Here is a 15,878-nt window from a genome sequence, read left to right as displayed (position 1 = left end):
CCAACAGCGGCACTGTGCCGTTCCAACCTTGCGCGAAACTTGCGCATTATGACAAAGAAGTAACCATGCGCATTGCCGTCATCGAAGATAATGAGGCCCTTGCCCAAGGAATCGCTTTTCGCCTGCGGGACCGCGGGCATGCGGTGGACCTACTGCACAACGGGGCCGAGGCGGACCGTTTTTTGTCGCAAGAGGGCGCAGATATCGTCGTGCTGGACCTGAATTTGCCGGGGATGGACGGGATTGATGTCTTGCGCGCGCTGCGCCGCAGGGGGGACGGCACACCGGTGATCTTGTTGACCGCGCGATCGGAGACCGCCGAACGGGTGGCGGGTCTGGACGCCGGTGCCGATGACTACCTGACCAAACCCTTCGAGATGGACGAGCTCGAGGCGCGGTTGCGGGCCATGGCGCGGCGTAAGAACCTCGAATTTAGCGCGCGCGATACCATCGGGCCGCTTGTGTTCGACCGGACGTCACGCCAGCTGATGCAGAACGATCAGCCATTGGACATCCCGCGCAGAGAAATCGCCACGCTGGAATGCCTGCTGGAGCGGCGCGGGCGCATCGTCTCCAAGGCGCAGCTGATCACCCATGTTTACGGCACCGGATCGGATGCCGAAGAAAGCGCGATGGAGCCGCATATCTCCCGACTGCGCAAGCGGCTCGACCCCTTCGGGATCAAGATCAAGACAGCGCGCGGTCTGGGATACATGCTTGAGATCGTTGCCATATGAAGGCGCTGTCGCTGCGCATGCGGCTGGTCCTCGTGATCCTGCCGCCGCTGCTTCTGGTATCCATTTTGTTGGGCTGGTGGCGGTTCGAGGTGGCACAGCGCACCTCAGAGGAACTTTTCGACCGAAGCCTGCTGTCCGCAGCGCTGGCGATTTCGCGCGACGTGGCGATCTCTGAAGGGGATGCACTGTCGCCGGGCACGCGGCGTGTGATCTCGGACGCGGGCGGTGGCGAGCTGTTCTATCACGTCACCGGCCCGGGCGGCATCTACGTCACCGGTTACGCCTACCCTCCGCGTCCCGAAACAGACGTCGAGCGCGACGTCCCCTTTTACTACGTCGCCGACTACCGCGGCGAAGAAATGCGCGTGTTGCGCCTGATCGAAAGCCGCACCATCGGCAACCTGTCGGGCGACACGGTCGTCACGGTCTGGCAACACGTCAGCGACCGTCGGGCCTTTGCGCGGGAACTTGCACTACGGGCTGCGGCACTCATGGCAGGTCTGATGGCAGCGCTTGCATTGGTGATCTGGTTCGGCGTGCAAATCGGGCTGCGCCCGCTCAACGATTTGCAGGATGCTATCCGACAGCGTTCGCCGGACGATCTGGGCCCGATCCGCCGCGCTGTCCCGACAGAAGTCTCAGGCATCGTCTCCACGCTCAACCGCCTGTTTGGACAGGTGCAAGACAGCATTGAAACGCACCAAGCCTTCATCTCGGATGCCGCTCATCAGCTTCGCAATCCTGCGGCGGCGGTGCTGGCCTTGGCCGAAAGCCTCCCTGATGTGGGCGACCCTGCGGCGCGCACCGCACGTCAACACGAACTGGTCAAGGCTGCCCGGTGGTCGGCGCGGCTGTCAGAACAATTGCTGTCTCTGGAACGGTTGCGCTACGATACCGCGACGCCGATGCAACCTTTGGATCTCAACAGGCTTGTCGAAGAGACCTGTCGCAGCTTCGCGCCGAAGGCCTTGTCCAGAGATCTCGAATTTGTCATGGACACCTCACCCGACCCTCAGATGATCATGGGGAATGCGCTCCTTTTGGGCGAGGCGTTGGTCAATCTGCTGGAAAACGCGTTGACCCACGGCGGACAAGACCTGCGCAGCATTGCCGTGCGAACACTGACCGAAGGCGACAGTTGCGTCGTTCTGATCAAGGACGATGGCGTGGGCATCCCCGCAAACGAGACAAACGCCGCCTTTCGCCGGTTTTCTCAATTGCGCAATGGCGAGGGGTCGGGGCTGGGTCTGGCCATCGTGGAACAGGTGATACACCGGCACAATGGCACTGTGAGACTGAAGGGCAGCTCCGCGGGGCTGACGGTCCAACTGGACTTGCCGCGCGCCTGAACGCTTTTGTCGATGGATGCATGCTGCGGCGTTACGGCCTTATCTTATTTTCGCAGCACCGTAGCGCGGCGGCTTCTTACGGGCTATCTCTGCTGAAGTGGAGAAGACATTATGCTGAAGCCAAGCCCCACATGGACCCGTCGCGGCAGCGTCGACCGCATTACACATGCGCTGTATCACGAGATACTGACGCTGAAGTTGTTACCGGGGGCGAAAATCTCGGAGGCCGACGTCGCGCAACGGTTCGGCGTCTCGCGTCAGCCTGTGCGCGATGCCTTCACGCGACTGGCGAACCTCGACCTGCTGTTGATCCGCCCGCAAAAGGCGACGGAAGTGCGCAAATTTTCCATGCGGGCGATCGCCCATGCGCGGCTTATCCGCCTTGCCGTCGAGGCCGAAATGCTGCGCCGTGCCGCTGAGCGCTGTACACTGCCCCAAGCCCGGTCGCTGGACCGCGCCTTGGCCGATCAGCGCGATCTGCTGGCCTGCGGCGATTACCCGTCTTTCTCGAAACTCGACTATGCGTTCCACAAAACCCTTTGCCACATCGCCGAGGCAGACGACGCATTCGATGTGATCCAGACTGAAAAAGCCAAGGTGGATAGGCTTTGCATGTTAGGCCTCGCGCGGGAGGACCGGATGCCGGATCTGGTGGACGACCACGCCAAGATCGCGGAAGCCGTAAAGGCCGGGGCGGCAGACGAGGCGGTTGCCGCGCTCAGAGCGCATCTGGCGCGGCTGGATGGCACCATCGACGCAATCTTTGCACGGCACCCCGAATTCTTCGACGGCGAAGACCGCTGATCGAAAGGTCCGCTTAGTAGTTCCACATCGTGCCATCCTCCAGCCGGACAACGGGGTGACTGCCGGGCACCCAGTCATAGCGCTCCGCCTCACGCTCATCGAAGTGGACGCCAAGGCCCGGTGCCTCACTGACGTGGATCATGCCGTCCTCCATCCGGTGATCGCTGGGAAACAGCGCGTCGCAGGCGGGCGTGCCCAGCACCAGATATTCTTGGATGCCAAAGTTCGGCGCCCAAACGTTCAAATGCGCCTGCGCGGCCATGGAAATCGGTGAATGGCTCGGCGCGCCGTGAAAGCCCGTGCGGACATGATGCATGCCCGCCAGATCCACGATGCGGCGAACCGGTGTGATGCCACCGGCATAGGTCACCGCGACGCGGATGAAGTCGATCAATTCGTCTTCGATCAGGCGGTTGCAGTCCCATAAGGAGTTGAACACCTCACCGATGGCAATTGGCGTGGTCGCGTGATGACGGATCAGCCGCAGCGCGTCTTGATCCTCCGCCGGGGTGGGATCCTCCAGCCAGAACAGATCGGCGGGTTCGACCGCCTTGGCAAAGCCCGCCGCCTCGCGCGGGGTCAGCCGGTGATGCACGTCGTGCAACAGATGCAGCTCTGGCCCAAAACGCGCCCGCAGTTCGGCCAATGCGTCGGGCATATATCGCAGATATCGCCCGCTGTCCCATGTCTCGACCTTTGGGCGCACCCCCGAGAAGTCCGTCATGTAGTGCCGGTTGTCGCCTTTGGTTTCGGGCACGGCATAGCTGGCAGAGGGCATGCCGGGAATGCCGCACTGCACGCGGACGGCCTTATAGCCTTGCGCCACATATCCCGCGACCTGATCGCACAGTTCCTCAAGATCGGCGCCGGTGGCATGGGCGTAGGCCATTGCGCCCTGACGGCTGCGCCCGCCCAGCAACTGATAGACCGGCATGTTCGCCAGCTTGCCCTTGATGTCCCATAGCGCCATGTCGATGGCACCGAATGCGGCCATGGCGATGGGACCACGGCGGAAATAGGCCCCGCGATACAGAAATTGCCAGATGTCCTCGCTGTTGCGCGGGTCCATCCCTTCGAGCGCTGGCAGCAGATAGTCCGACAGATACTGCGCGGGCAGGGTTTCGCGGTTGTTGAGCGTTGCATCCCCCAACCCGTAAACCCCCTCGTCTGTCATAAGCTTCAGGGTGACGTAGTTGCGCCCCGGCCCGCCGACAAAGACCTTGCCTCCGGTGATTTTCATGCGAGGCCCTCCGGCAGATCAAGCGTGGTCCATGCGGTGCCGGCGCGCAGAGTGTCGATGATATTTTGCGCATGATAGCCGTCGGCAAAGGTGGGATAGGGGTCCGCCCCTGCCCCGAGGATATCGGACACGAAAAGCCCTGCGAGGTGGTGCCAGCACTGTTCGGTCTCGCCGCTGATGCCCTGCGCGGCCTCGGCAATGTCGCGGGGTGTGTCGATCTCGCGCCAGCCGGTGCCGTCGTGCAGGTTCAGTGGCCCGCTGCCGTAATGCCCCCCCAGATGGATCGCCCCCCGATCCCCGTAAAAGGCGATGTAGTCTTTGTTGAACCGCGGGATCAGACCGCCGTGGCGAAACAGCACCGATACGCTGTCCGACGCCAACGGGCTGCGCAACCGCCCAAGTACGCTGTAGGACCATTCGACGTTGGACGCGCCCCATTCCAGATCGGGATCGTCCAGATTGTCAGGGATATGGGCGCGGCGCGTGGCAAAGTTGTGGACACCCGAAACGATCGGCGCGCGCTTCAGATCATCACGCAGGTCACCACAGACAGATGTGACCCGCCCGCCCAGAACCGCCTCGACGATGCCCAAGGTATGCGTGAAATTGTTCGCCAATCGCCCGCCACCCTCTTCGGCGCGATGTGACCAGCCAAAGGGAATGCCGCGTTCGAGATTGAAGTGCGACACACATTCGACCTCTGTCGGATGTCCAATGGCCCCCTCTGCCACCAGACGGGCCGCATGACGCACCCCCGGCGTGTAGCGAAAACTCGCGGCAAAGGCGGTTTTGACCTGCGCCTTGCGCGCCTGATCCCACAGCGCCCGCGCGGTGGGCGCATCCGGGGCCAGCGGCTTTTCGCAAAAAACGTGGCAGCCGTGGTCCAACGCCTGCCGGATCGGAACCGCATGCGCCCCACCGGGTGTGGCAATGCTCACGATATCGGGCTGGCAGACCTCAAGTGCGGTCAGCCAATCGGTGCCGGACCATGAAATTCCGTGGCGCGCGGCCACTTGCGCAAGAACATCCGGCGTCCGCCCGACAATCCCCACCACCTCGGCCCCTGCGGCGCGGAACGCCGCGACATGGCCTTCGGCCGCGAAACCCGTTCCCGCAATCAGGACTTTCAACACAGACATGCTTCCTCCCTAAATTTAGTTTACCTATCAACATCTTGCGATGTTTGGGCGCCCTCAGGATCCATATGACCGGAAAAAATTCTAGTATACTAGTTCAAAATCTTCTTAGATCAGATCCACTGATGCTTGTGGCGGCTCAAACGAATCATCCGAATGGAGAATTCGACCTGCCCGCCTGCGACCGACGCCGTTCGGGGAGGAACCGCCCGGTCGTAACATCACCTGACAGGTCCAGAGGGAGGAACCAGACAGTGACCTTTACAAAATTCATGCATTTCACCCGCACCATCGGCACCGCCGCAGGTCTGGCGCTCGTCGCGCAAGGCGCGATTGCCCAGGACATGACCCTGCGCGGCGCGAGCCTCTTCGACGAAGACCACGCCTACACCAAGACACTGCGCGAATTTGAACGGTTGGTGTCCGAGGCGACAGATGGCGCGGTCGCATTCGAACTGCACCTGAACGGTGAGCTGGGGGACGAAAGCGATTTCGTGACCTTCCTTCAGCAGGGCGTCGCAATTGACTATGCGGTGATGGCGCCGTCCAACATGGCCGTCTTTGCACCGTCGATCCCGCTGATGGACATGCCGTTTTTGTTCCGCGACCTAGACCACTGGAACGCGGTTTTGTCCTCGGACGTGCTGGCCCCGCTGGAAGAGCAACTGCTGGAAAAGGCCGACATCAAGATCATCGGCTATGCCGGAGGCGGCACACGCAACCTTGCCTCATCCGCGCCAGTGACCAATATGGACGAGCTGAGCGGACACAAGATGCGCGTGATGGGTGCGCCCATTCAGGCGCAGGTCTTCTCGGCCCTTGATGCGGCACCGTCGGTCATCGCCTATAACGAGGTCTACAACGCCATCCAGACCGGCGTGATCGCAGGCTTTGAAAACGAGGCCGCCGCCATTCAGAACCTAAAATTCTACGAGGTCGCGCCCAACATCACGTTGACCAAGCACGCGATCACCGTGCGCCCGTTGGTCATGGCCAACAAGACCTTCCAGAAGCTGTCTCCAGAGCTGCAGCAGATCGTCTTGGACGCAGGTGCCAAGGCCGGTGCGCTGGGGCGCGAGGTCGAAAGCAGCGAAGACGCGATGAAGCTGCAGCAGATGGCAGATGCCGGTCAGGTGCAGGTCGCCGAATTTGCCGGTCGGGAAAAGCTGCTTGATCTCGTCGTGCCGGTACAGGACGCTTATGCTGCCGAGCTGGGCGCGACCGACCTGCTGGCTGCGATCCGCGATATGGAGTGACCGCGCTCCGCCGCCCTTGCCCGGTGCAGGGGCGGCATCCCTGATTTTGCTGACTAGACCGGAGACCACGATGATCGGCCACCTGTTGGATCGATATTGCTTCTTATTGCGCCTGTGCTTGGGCGCGCTCACATTTCTATTGGCCCTGCCCGTGGCCGCACAGATCATAGCCCGCTACACCGGGATCATTCCCGTCTATCTTTGGACCGAAGAACTGGCCACGTTCCTGTTTGTCTGGGTGGTCATGATCGGGTCGATGGTGGCTGTTTGGGACGGCACACATTTCAACGTCGAAGTCCTGCCCGAAGCCCGCGCGCCCTTCGCCCGCCTGCTGCAAAAGGGCTTTGTCCTCGTCCTGCTGATTGTCTTCGGGCTGCTTTTTGCGTGGTACGGCGTGGAATACACCCGTTTTGGCGCGATCCAGAATTCGGTGATGATGCGTATGAACATGGCCATCACCCATGTCGCGGTGCCTGTCGCCGGGATCAGCTGGGCCGCCTTTGCCGGCTGGCGGCTGTATGAGGCCGTGGCAGAATATCGTGCTGGCCCGGAGGTCGTGAAATGATCGTCTCGACCGGACTTGCCTGCACGATCCTTGTCGGCGGCTTTCTTTTGCTGGTTCTTTTGAGGGTGCCCGTGGCCTTTGCCTTGGGCTTGGCAACGCTGCCACTGGTGGTCATGGACCTGCGGCTGACGCCCTTCATCCTGATCGACCGGATGTTCCAAAGCTACAATTCATTCATCCTGCTGGCGGTGCCGTTCTTTCTGTTGGCGGCAAACCTGATGAATTCGGGCCGCATCACCGACCGTTTAATAGACCTCGCCCGCGTGCTGACCGGCTGGCTGCCCGGCGGGCTTGGCCATGTGAATGTCATGGTCTCCATGCTGTTTGCCGGGATTTCCGGATCATCCACGGCGGATGCCGCAGGCTGCGGCAAAATCCTGATCCCCGCGATGCAGCGCGAAGGGTTCGACACGCGCTTTGCCGTGGCGATCACCGCCTGTTCATCGGTGATGGGAGTGGTGATCCCGCCCAGCATCCTGATGGTGGTTTGGGGTGGCGTCATGCAGATCTCTGTGGGCGCGCTGTTTCTGGCTGGCGCGATCCCGGGCCTGATGATCGGCGGTTCGCTGTTGCTGACGGTTTACGTCTACGCCAAGCGCCGTGGCTATCCCACGACCGGACGGCCCACTATGCGTGAGGGCTGGCGCGCCTTTTCCCGGTCAATCCTTGCGCTGCTGACACCGGTCTTTGTGGTGGGCGGCATCGTGCTGGGCGTGGTGACACCAACGGAAAGCGCCATCATCGCCGCAGGGTACGCCATGATCCTTGGGCTGTTCGTCTACCGTACTGTCAGTTTTCGGGATCTGGGCCGGATCTTCTATGACACCGGGCGGTTCGCCTCGATCTCGCTGTTTGCTATCGGCACGGCTACCGCCTTTGGCTGGCTTCTGGCTTTCTTCAAAGTGCCGACGTTGATCGTGGAAACATTGACCTATCACGACGTCGGACTCTTCGGCACGGCTTTGATCATCGCAGCCCTGTTTTTGCTGTTCGGGTTGTTCATCGACGCCATCCCGACCATCATCATCCTTGGCACGGTACTGATGCCCGTGGCAGCAGACGCGGGCATGCATCCAATGGTCTTTGCCATGATCGGGATCATCTCGCTGGCTTTTGGGCTGGTCACGCCGCCCTACGGGTTATGCCTGCTGATCGCCTCGGCAATCGGTGGGTTGAACGTGACGCAGGTGCTGCGCGATGTGGTGATCATCCTGATCCCCATGCTGATCGTGCTGTTGCTGGTGATGCTGATCCCCGAACTGACGCTTTGGTTGCCGAAGCTGGTCATGCCCGCGGCGGTATAACCAACCGTGGGCCACTTCGGCCAATGGCCGCTGTCCACCTCAGCCTTCTGGACCCAGTCGTTCAGCGTGTTCGCCGAACATCCGATCTTGGCAGAGATCGACGTGATAGCCTGCCAACGAGAGCCATGCCCGCCCTCGTTGCCGAGAACCATCCGCACGGCGCGTTCGCGCACCTCAGGGGAAAACTTGTTCGTGGTTTTGCTCATGATGCTCCATCCTACTCAAGAGTTGGAGCCTCCGGCAAACCCGGAGCGGTTCAAATCGAGATGGTTCAGAATGCGCGACAGGCTCTTGCCAAAGGCGCTGGACACGTCGCCGGACTCTGTTCTGCGCGCGACCTCCGGGAACAGCAGTACCCCATGGCTGTCCGGCAGCGACTTCCACCAGTCGACGAACCCCAAGTCCAGCATGACTTGCGGCAGCGGCAGGATACGTTTTGCATCTGTTGTCTTGCCCGGGCTGTCGGCCGTCGAATTGATCGAGACGCAGAAGACCCCGTTACGGAACAGAATATCCTTCCGCTTCAAAAACAGGATTTCTTCGATCCGCGTGCCGAGCGACATGACGAACAGCGGCACCCAATAGACTGCGTCCCGCGTGACCACTTTCCCGCGCTGCCAGCGCCGATGCTTGGAGGCCGAGCCAGTGTAGAGCGGTGAGGTCAGCAGCGCCGCCAGACGCTCTTGCGACCATGGCTTGCGTGATTTCGCTTTCGTGACCCGTACGTAGAGATCGTCGTCGGGTACTTCGCAGTGCAGCACGCGATCGACGTCCTTGTACGTCAGCGCGTCGACCTTCGGAACGCCAAGTTCCACGGCCGCCTTGAACATCCTGTTCAAGGCATCGCGATCACGGCGCAGGGTCGTCAACGTCAGACGCGGTGTGAGCTTCTCAGCCAGCACAGCGCGCTTTTCTGCGCGCGAAATTTTGGTGGTGCCCCGCAGCGCCTCGATGATCGCAGCATCTTTCTGGTCTGCGCGCGCGATTTGCTCGTGTAACGGTTCCGTCCATGACCTTTGCCATGAATCTTCGGCAACCGGCTCATCCACGCGAAGAATTCTCTCTGTCTTTCTTTCGTGACAGCGGTGATCGGCACATCGCCGAAGAAGGCGATGGCTTCGACGTCGTTCACTTGCCGTTTGAGCGCCGCAGCCTTTCGGCCAAGCGCGGGGACCGCACTGTCGGCCTCTTCAGCTTTCATCAGCGCAGCAGCCTGCTCCAGCGGTTCCTGGAGAACCGTCCAGTCGCCCTTGCGGGCAGCGGCGCGCAATTGCCGATTTTCCGCTTCCAGCGCGTCAAGGCGCGCCTCCAGCGCCTCTTCTTCCTGCCTTGCGATCTGCTCTTCGAATTTGATCAGCCGGATCAGTTCCGCGCGCAGAAACTCTTGCAGGATGGACTTGCAGAGCTCGGGGCAGAAGTGCGTGCGGCCGGTGTCTTTCATCATTTGTCTTTCTCGCTCTTCAAGAGCCGGGACGAGCACGGAAGCGCGTCTAACGGCGTCGAGGAGGAAATCGGTTCGCAAAGAAAGACAGAGAAACGGGTTTGATCCGGGCGCGGAGAGCGCTCGGGGGAGGCGTTTTCGGAAGTAGAAGATGCTGCCGCGCCTCGAGAGGTAGGGCATGGCGATTCCGCGAACGGACAGGTGGGAATCGTAGCTGCGACGCGGGCGCCGGGAAGGGCCGTGTGACACAGCGTGTGCTACAGGATGTGTTACAGCACGCGCGGGGGGGTGTGACACAGGCCTGGTTCTGCCCTGCAAGGGCTTTGATATCGTTGGCACTTTTGTGAATTTGGCTGGGGTGGTAGGATTCGAACCTACGGTGCGCGGTACCAAAAACCGGTGCCTTACCACTTGGCTACACCCCAACCGTGGCGGGGTATCTACTGTGGGTTTCGGGAGGGCGCAACCCCTCTTTGGCTAAAAATTTCAAAACTTTTTCACTCATACCTTCGACGTCACCGCCAACCCGCTTTCATAAAAACTAAACTGTGCGCGGCCCGCACGTTTGGAGGCGTAAAGAGCCGTGTCGGCCGCGTCGATCAAGGCCTCGGGATCAACTTGCCCCCCCTCAGAGACGGCAATTCCGATGCTTGCAGAAATCTGCGCCACTTGATCCGCAAAGGGCACTGGTTCCTCAATCCGTGCGATCAGAAGCCGCGCGAGGTCGGCCAAACGGTTTCGGCCCACCAGATGCGGAACCACGATGATGAATTCATCTCCGCCGACGCGGGCGACCAGATCGTCTTTGCGCGTTTCATCCACCATGATGCGGGCGGCATGGCGCAGGACAGCGTCCCCTGCCGCGTGCCCCAGCGTATCGTTCACCTGTTTGAACAGGTCGAGATCGATGTGCATCAGTGAAAATGGCGTGCCCTGACGGCTGATCCGGTCCAATTGCGCGTCCAGCGCACGGCGATTGCCCAGACCCGTCAACGTATCGGTGAATGCGCGCTCTTCCGCTTGGACCACGGCGTCCTGCAGGCGGGTGTTCAGGCTGCGTGATGCGTCAATGGCGAGCGATTTCGCCTCCATCAGCCAGAGCATTTCAATCGCCAGATCGGTTGCCGCAAAATCTGTGCTGGTCAGTTGATAACGACGGACAGCATCCAGCAGCCCGATCCCGAAGCCGCAATTGATCACTGCGCCGCCATCCGATGTGGCCGCAACAGCGGCCTTAAGCTCTAACTCAGGGGGGCCATTCAATTTGAGGGATAATTTTCGACCCTGTGCCCTTAACAAATCCGGTACGGATTCAATCACACGAGGGCGATAGACGGAGAACAGGTCGAAAAACACCTGCCCTTCGAGCGGTCCGTTCACCAGCTTATGCAATGTCGGACCCGCCTGACGCACATGACCGCTATGATTGATAACCGCATGCAAGGGGCAAAGCGTGTGCAACATCTCATCGGCTAGGGTCATCTGGAATCCTCCCCTCCGGACGCCAGAGCGAATTCACGGCCTTCGGAAAAGGCGGTTTCAAACAGGCTGATGTCCACCACTTGGTGACCGCTGTCGCGGGGGGGCGCGGTATCGAGCATCACCAAAGCGCCGTAGTCATCGGCCAAAGCCCGCAACACACCGACCATGACGTAGCCGAACCCGGCCAAACCCGCGCCGACGACCAGCCTGAACTGGTTTTTCCCGTCATCGTGCAGCTGTAAATCCGGCAAAGGCAGGTCTGCGACCACAAGGCGTGCACGATCCGGCAGATCGTCTAGGGAATGCAGGAATTCGATGTAATCGACACCGCCGAAACGCAGCAGGCGACGCAATCCTTCGCTGTTTGGATGCGACACCAGATAGGTCCCTACATCCTCCAGAAAAACCTCTCGCGGCTTGTGCATGACCTGTTCTGTGGCGGCAATCAGCGTATCATATACGTCCGGTGCATAGCTAAGCATCGCCTCGAACTCAGCAAATTCGAGGTCCGCCGCTTGGGCAACGGATGTCCATGCCTCCGTTCCATAAGTATCCTGCACAAAAACCTGAAAGGTTTTAAGGATCAGGCCATGCATTGTCATCGCTCCGTGGGTTGAGCCCATTAGAGCGCTCACGCCTTAATGGCCCCATAACATCTACAATTTGAGCCTTTCGCATTCTCGGTATTTTCCCGACAGCTGTTAAGAGCCGCAACACACCTGACCCCATAGGGTGAAAAGGCTTTGCTTTGCGCCGCAGGCTGTTTGCGTCACCATACGCGAAACGGATATTTAAGGAGCGATCCTCATGAAAATCGGCTTTGTCGGGCTTGGGAATGTTGGTGGTAAACTGGCGGGCAGCCTGCTGCGCAACGGGTTTGACCTGACGGTGCATGACCTCAACCCCGCGTTGGTGGCAACATTTGTCGCGCGCGGTGCGAAATCCACCACCGGCCCGCTGGCGTTGATGCAGGATTGCGATGCGGTCATCACCTGCCTGCCCTCCCCTGCGGCCTCTGCCGCTGTGGTCGAGGAAATGCTGCCCGCCGTCGATAACACCAAAATCTGGATGGAAATGTCGACAACCGATGCGGGCGAAATCAAACGCCTGTCGGAACTGGTTATCGCCAAAGGCGGCTCGGCCATGGAATGCCCCGTGTCCGGCGGCTGTCACCGCGCCGACACCGGCAATATCTCGATCTTTGCGGGCTGTGACCGGGCGACATTTGAACGCATGCTGCCCACGCTGACAACGCTGGGCCGCCGCGTCCTGCATTGTGGAGAGATCGGCAGCGCGTCGATCCTGAAGGTGATGACAAACTATCTGGCGACCGCGAACCTTCTGACCTGCTGCGAGGCTTTGGTCACCATGAAGGCTGCGGGCATGGACATGAACACGACCTACGAGGCGATGAAGATCTCCTCCGGCACGTCCTTTGTGCATGAAACCGAAAGCCAGGTCATCCTGAACGGGTCGCGCGATATCTCCTTCACCATGGATCTGGTGAAAAAGGACATCGGCCTGTTCCAGAAAATTGCCGAGATGAACAATGTGCCCTTGGAAATCAGCCCGCTGATGGTGGACATCTTCAACGACGGGATCGCACGCTTCGGTGATCGCGAACTGTCGCCGAACATCATCAAACGTCTCGAAGAAGCCACCGGCCTGTCGATCACCGCACCGGGTTTCCCTGCGGAAATGACCGACGACGAACCCGAGGAACCGGGTTACGAGGTGATCCCGACCGGTCTCTCCGCACCTTTGGCCACCTTGCTGGCCGCGCAGGAACCGGCGGAATAAGCCACAAAGGCACGACCAAAAAAGGGCGCGAGGGTGATTATCCCTCGCGCCCTTTCTGCATCGCAGAAACCGCCTGCCGTTACTTTGTGAACGGCGGGCGCACCTTAACCTCTAGGTAATCTTCCAGACCGAAACGGCCACCCTCGCGCCCGTTGCCGGATTGCTTGAACCCGCCAAAGGGTGATCCATAATCAGCGGCGCGACCGTTGATGTGAATCCCGCCTGCGCGCATTGCCCGCGCCATCCGCGTGGCACGCGCCTCATCCCCGGTCGAAACAAAGGCATCCAGACCGTAGGGCGTGTCATTGGCCAGCGCGATCGCCTCTTCTTCGGTGTCGAAGGGGGTCATGACCAGAACCGGGCCAAAGATCTCCTCTTTCCACAGGGTCATCTCCGGCGTGACGTCGAAAAAGATCGTGGGCCGCACAAACCATCCGGTTTGCAGATGTTCGGGCAAGCCGTCAGGCAGGCCCAAGCCACCGGTCAGCAGCGGCGTCTGCTCGTCGATCCCTGTCTGGATCATCGCCTGCACACGCTCGTACTGGATCTCGTCAAAAAGCGGCCCAAGATGGTCACCCTCTGCGGCAGGATCGCCAACGGCCTGCGCCTCTGCCGTCGCGCGGGCAACCTCCAATGCGCGGTCATAGGCGTCCCGCTCCACCAGCATCCGTGTCGGCGCATTGCAGGACTGGCCCGTGTTGTAGAAACACTCGGTCACGCCTTCGGCCACGCGGGCGTCGACATCCGCATCGGCAAAAATCACGTTGGGGGATTTCCCGCCCAGTTCCAGCGTGACGCGTTTGACCGTTGCAGCGGCATCGCGCGACACCGCGCTGCCCGCGCGGGTCGATCCGGTAAAGGACATCATCGCCACATCCTCGTGGCGCGAGAGCGCCGAGCCGACCGATGGGCCATCGCCGTAGACCAAGTTGAACACACCCGCAGGGAAGCCCGCGTCGTGGATCATCTCGGCATAGATCTGTGCAGACAGCGGCGTATGCTCAGAGGGTTTGAGCACGCAGGTACAGCCCACGGCCAGCGCCGGAACCACCTTCAACGCGATCTGGTTGATCGGCCAGTTCCACGGGGTGATCAACCCGCAGACGCCGATAGGTTCATAGCTGACGATATCCCCGTTGGGCAGGGTCTCTTCGGCCTCATGCGCCTCGAAGGCTGTGATGAAAGCCTCGAGATGGCCCAGACCGGCGGCGGCCTGATCGGCGCGCGACATGGTGATCGGGGCGCCCATCTCCAACGTCATCGCCTGCGCCAGATCCTCCATCCGGTTTCGGGTCTGATCCGCCAGCCGTTTGAGCAAGGACAGACGTTCGCCCTTGCTGGTCTGGCTATAGCTGGCAAATGCGCGCGTGGCTGCAGCCACTGCCGCGTCGACATCCGCCTCGGACCCAAGGGCCACGCTGCCGATCTGCGCGCCGGTGGCGGGGGTCAGGATCGGCATGCTGCGCGCCTTTGCGGGCGCAACCCATTGTCCGCCGATATAGAATTTTTCGAGATTTTTCATCTGTGCCTCTTACGGGGTTACGTGGGTTTTCGTCATGGTCAGGTGCAGCTCATTATCGGTGTAGGGCATGGCCGCAATCGCCGCGTCATCCAGCTCCAACCCCAGACCCGGCGCGCGCGACGGGATGATGTAGCCGTCTTCCCAAGTGATCTCGCCTTTGACGCCCTTCATGTAGGGGCCATCAAAGGTGCCGATGCTTTCCAGCACAAGGAAGTTCGGCGTGCTCGCCGCAAGCTGGATATTCGCCGCAGCCACAATCGGGCCGCAGTACAGATGCGGGGCAACCTGCGCCTGTTTGACCTCCGCCATGGCGGCGATCTTTTTCGCCTCCCAGAGGCCACCGACACGGCCAAGGTTCATCTGCAGGATCGACGCGGCCCCGGTGTCCAGCAGGCGTGCGAATTCATATTTGGTGCACAGCCGTTCACCCGCCGCCACGGGGATAGAGGTAAAGCGCGCCACCTCTGCCATGGCCTCCGGGCTTTCGGGCGGCACGGGTTCCTCGAACCACAGCGGGTCAAAGGGCTCCAGCGCGCGGGCCATACGCCGCGCGCCGCTGACCGTGAACTGGCCATGGGTGCCAAACAACAGATCGGCGCGGTCGCCTACGGCGGCGCGGATCTCGCGGCAGAAAGCCACGCTGAGCGAGATATCCTCCAGCCGTGGCTGGTGGCCGTCGAAGACGCTATAGGGACCGGCGGGGTCGAATTTCAGCGCGGTAAAGCCCTGATCGACCATATTGGCTGCGATTTCCGCCGCGATATGGGCATCGTTATAGGCGTTGGGCTGGTCGGGGTCGGGGTAGACGTCGCCGTCGGCGGGGTAGATGTAGGAGTAGCTGCGCAGCCGGTCATGCACCGGACCGCCCAGCAGATCCGCTACCGGTTTGTCGGCCGCCTTGCCGAGAATGTCCCAGCAGGCCATTTCCAGCGCGCTGAACACGCCCATGACGCTGACATCGGGACGATGGGTGAAGCCCGCACCGTAAACCTGCCGGAACAGCCATTCGATCCGCTGCGGGTCTGTGCCGTCAAAATGTCGCCCGAACATGTCATGCGCCATGGCGCAGCAGACGTCAGGGCCAAAGGTGGCGTTGTAGATCTCGCCCACGCCGGTGATGCCGCAGGCCGTGGTCAGCCGGACAAAGATGAAATACCGCCCGCCGTGGCGCGGCGGCGGGTTGCCGACAACAAAGGTTTCCAGTTTTTCGAGGCGCATCAGCTCCTCCTTTCTAGATTGGTG

15 protein-coding genes, 1 tRNA gene and 2 pseudogenes are annotated in these 15,878 nt (G+C 61.0%); 7 read left to right on the top strand and 11 right to left on the bottom strand.

The features are described 5' to 3' along the window. Positions 1–65 precede the first annotated feature (65 nt). The 3 genes from ACN5AZ_RS14465 to ACN5AZ_RS14455 all read left to right on the top strand — a co-directional run bounded on the left by ACN5AZ_RS14465 (position 66) and on the right by ACN5AZ_RS14455 (position 2,890). Complete coding sequence (locus ACN5AZ_RS14465) at positions 66–737, top strand: response regulator transcription factor (protein WP_419429601.1); 672 nt, start codon at positions 66–68, stop codon at positions 735–737. Beyond that, positions 734–2,086 carry a sensor histidine kinase gene (locus ACN5AZ_RS14460; protein ID WP_419429600.1) on the top strand — a complete coding sequence of 451 codons (1,353 nt, stop codon included), beginning with the start codon at positions 734–736 and terminating at the stop codon, positions 2,084–2,086. Before ACN5AZ_RS14465 ends, ACN5AZ_RS14460 begins: the two co-directional genes overlap by 4 nt. 111 nt (positions 2,087–2,197) lie before the next feature. Then, entirely contained in the window at positions 2,198–2,890 is a 693-nt protein-coding gene (locus ACN5AZ_RS14455; protein WP_419429599.1) for a GntR family transcriptional regulator, read from the top strand. A gap of 13 nt (positions 2,891–2,903) precedes the next feature. Here the strand turns inward: ACN5AZ_RS14455 and manD are convergent, their stop codons facing one another. Together manD and ACN5AZ_RS14445 are read right to left on the bottom strand one after the other, a co-directional pair. Next, positions 2,904–4,130: a D-mannonate dehydratase ManD gene (manD, locus tag ACN5AZ_RS14450; protein ID WP_419429598.1), complete on the bottom strand. Its 1,227-nt coding sequence runs from the start codon at positions 4,128–4,130 to the stop codon at positions 2,904–2,906. Then, positions 4,127–5,269, bottom strand: coding sequence for a Gfo/Idh/MocA family protein (locus ACN5AZ_RS14445; protein ID WP_419429597.1), 1,143 nt, complete (start codon positions 5,267–5,269; stop codon positions 4,127–4,129). The genes manD and ACN5AZ_RS14445 overlap by 4 nt, the downstream gene beginning before the upstream one ends. Before the next feature lie 251 nt (positions 5,270–5,520). Here ACN5AZ_RS14445 and ACN5AZ_RS14440 point away from each other — a divergent pair, with 251 nt between their 5' ends. From ACN5AZ_RS14440 to ACN5AZ_RS14430, 3 genes are all read left to right on the top strand, one after another. Beyond that, complete coding sequence (locus ACN5AZ_RS14440; RefSeq protein ID WP_419429596.1) at positions 5,521–6,522, top strand: TRAP transporter substrate-binding protein; 1,002 nt, start codon at positions 5,521–5,523, stop codon at positions 6,520–6,522. 70 nt (positions 6,523–6,592) lie between these two features. After that, the gene (locus ACN5AZ_RS14435) at positions 6,593–7,087 is read left to right on the top strand and encodes a TRAP transporter small permease (RefSeq protein ID WP_419429595.1); all 495 of its coding nucleotides are present in this window, start codon (positions 6,593–6,595) and stop codon (positions 7,085–7,087) included. Then, positions 7,084–8,391, top strand: a complete 1,308-nt coding sequence (locus tag ACN5AZ_RS14430) for a TRAP transporter large permease (protein ID WP_419429594.1) — start codon at positions 7,084–7,086, stop codon at positions 8,389–8,391. Before ACN5AZ_RS14435 ends, ACN5AZ_RS14430 begins: the two co-directional genes overlap by 4 nt. Before the next feature lie 26 nt (positions 8,392–8,417). Here ACN5AZ_RS14430 and ACN5AZ_RS14425 read toward each other — a convergent pair. The 7 genes and pseudogenes from ACN5AZ_RS14425 to ACN5AZ_RS14395 form a co-directional block, all read right to left on the bottom strand. Next, positions 8,418–8,597: pseudogene (locus ACN5AZ_RS14425) on the bottom strand (transposase); the annotation flags it as partial. A gap of 15 nt (positions 8,598–8,612) precedes the next feature. Continuing rightward, a complete protein-coding gene (locus ACN5AZ_RS14420; RefSeq protein WP_419429593.1) occupies positions 8,613–9,293 on the bottom strand; it encodes a hypothetical protein in 681 nt (226 codons plus the stop codon). Next, positions 9,263–9,835, bottom strand: a complete 573-nt coding sequence (locus ACN5AZ_RS14415; RefSeq protein ID WP_419429693.1) for a hypothetical protein — start codon at positions 9,833–9,835, stop codon at positions 9,263–9,265. Before ACN5AZ_RS14415 ends, ACN5AZ_RS14420 begins: the two co-directional genes overlap by 31 nt. A gap of 21 nt (positions 9,836–9,856) precedes the next feature. Further along, positions 9,857–10,012 (bottom strand): annotated as a pseudogene (locus ACN5AZ_RS14410) (DUF6538 domain-containing protein); the annotation flags it as partial. Positions 10,013–10,182: 170 nt separating this feature from the next. After that, positions 10,183–10,257 (bottom strand) — tRNA-Gln (locus tag ACN5AZ_RS14405). 76 nt (positions 10,258–10,333) lie between these two features. Then, the gene (locus tag ACN5AZ_RS14400) at positions 10,334–11,314 is read right to left on the bottom strand and encodes a diguanylate cyclase domain-containing protein (protein ID WP_419429592.1); all 981 of its coding nucleotides are present in this window, start codon (positions 11,312–11,314) and stop codon (positions 10,334–10,336) included. After that, entirely contained in the window at positions 11,311–11,910 is a 600-nt protein-coding gene (locus ACN5AZ_RS14395; protein WP_419429591.1) for a heme NO-binding domain-containing protein, read from the bottom strand. The genes ACN5AZ_RS14400 and ACN5AZ_RS14395 overlap by 4 nt, the downstream gene beginning before the upstream one ends. A gap of 211 nt (positions 11,911–12,121) precedes the next feature. Here ACN5AZ_RS14395 and ACN5AZ_RS14390 point away from each other — a divergent pair, with 211 nt between their 5' ends. Beyond that, the gene (locus tag ACN5AZ_RS14390) at positions 12,122–13,114 is read left to right on the top strand and encodes an NAD(P)-dependent oxidoreductase (protein WP_419429590.1); all 993 of its coding nucleotides are present in this window, start codon (positions 12,122–12,124) and stop codon (positions 13,112–13,114) included. Between the two features lie 79 nt (positions 13,115–13,193). Here the strand turns inward: ACN5AZ_RS14390 and ACN5AZ_RS14385 are convergent, their stop codons facing one another. Together ACN5AZ_RS14385 and ACN5AZ_RS14380 are read right to left on the bottom strand one after the other, a co-directional pair. After that, entirely contained in the window at positions 13,194–14,636 is a 1,443-nt protein-coding gene (locus ACN5AZ_RS14385; protein WP_419429589.1) for an aldehyde dehydrogenase family protein, read from the bottom strand. Positions 14,637–14,645: 9 nt separating this feature from the next. Further along, positions 14,646–15,854 (bottom strand): mandelate racemase/muconate lactonizing enzyme family protein, encoded by a 1,209-nt coding sequence (locus tag ACN5AZ_RS14380; RefSeq protein WP_419429588.1) that lies wholly within the window; start codon positions 15,852–15,854, stop codon positions 14,646–14,648. Between the last annotated feature and the right edge of the window lie 24 nt (positions 15,855–15,878).

This window comes from Sagittula sp. SSi028 (assembly GCF_048553715.1).
Lineage (GTDB): Bacteria > Pseudomonadota > Alphaproteobacteria > Rhodobacterales > Rhodobacteraceae > Sagittula.
Note: the sequence above shows the minus strand (reverse complement) of the source record. Positions and strands in the feature narration are given on the sequence as shown.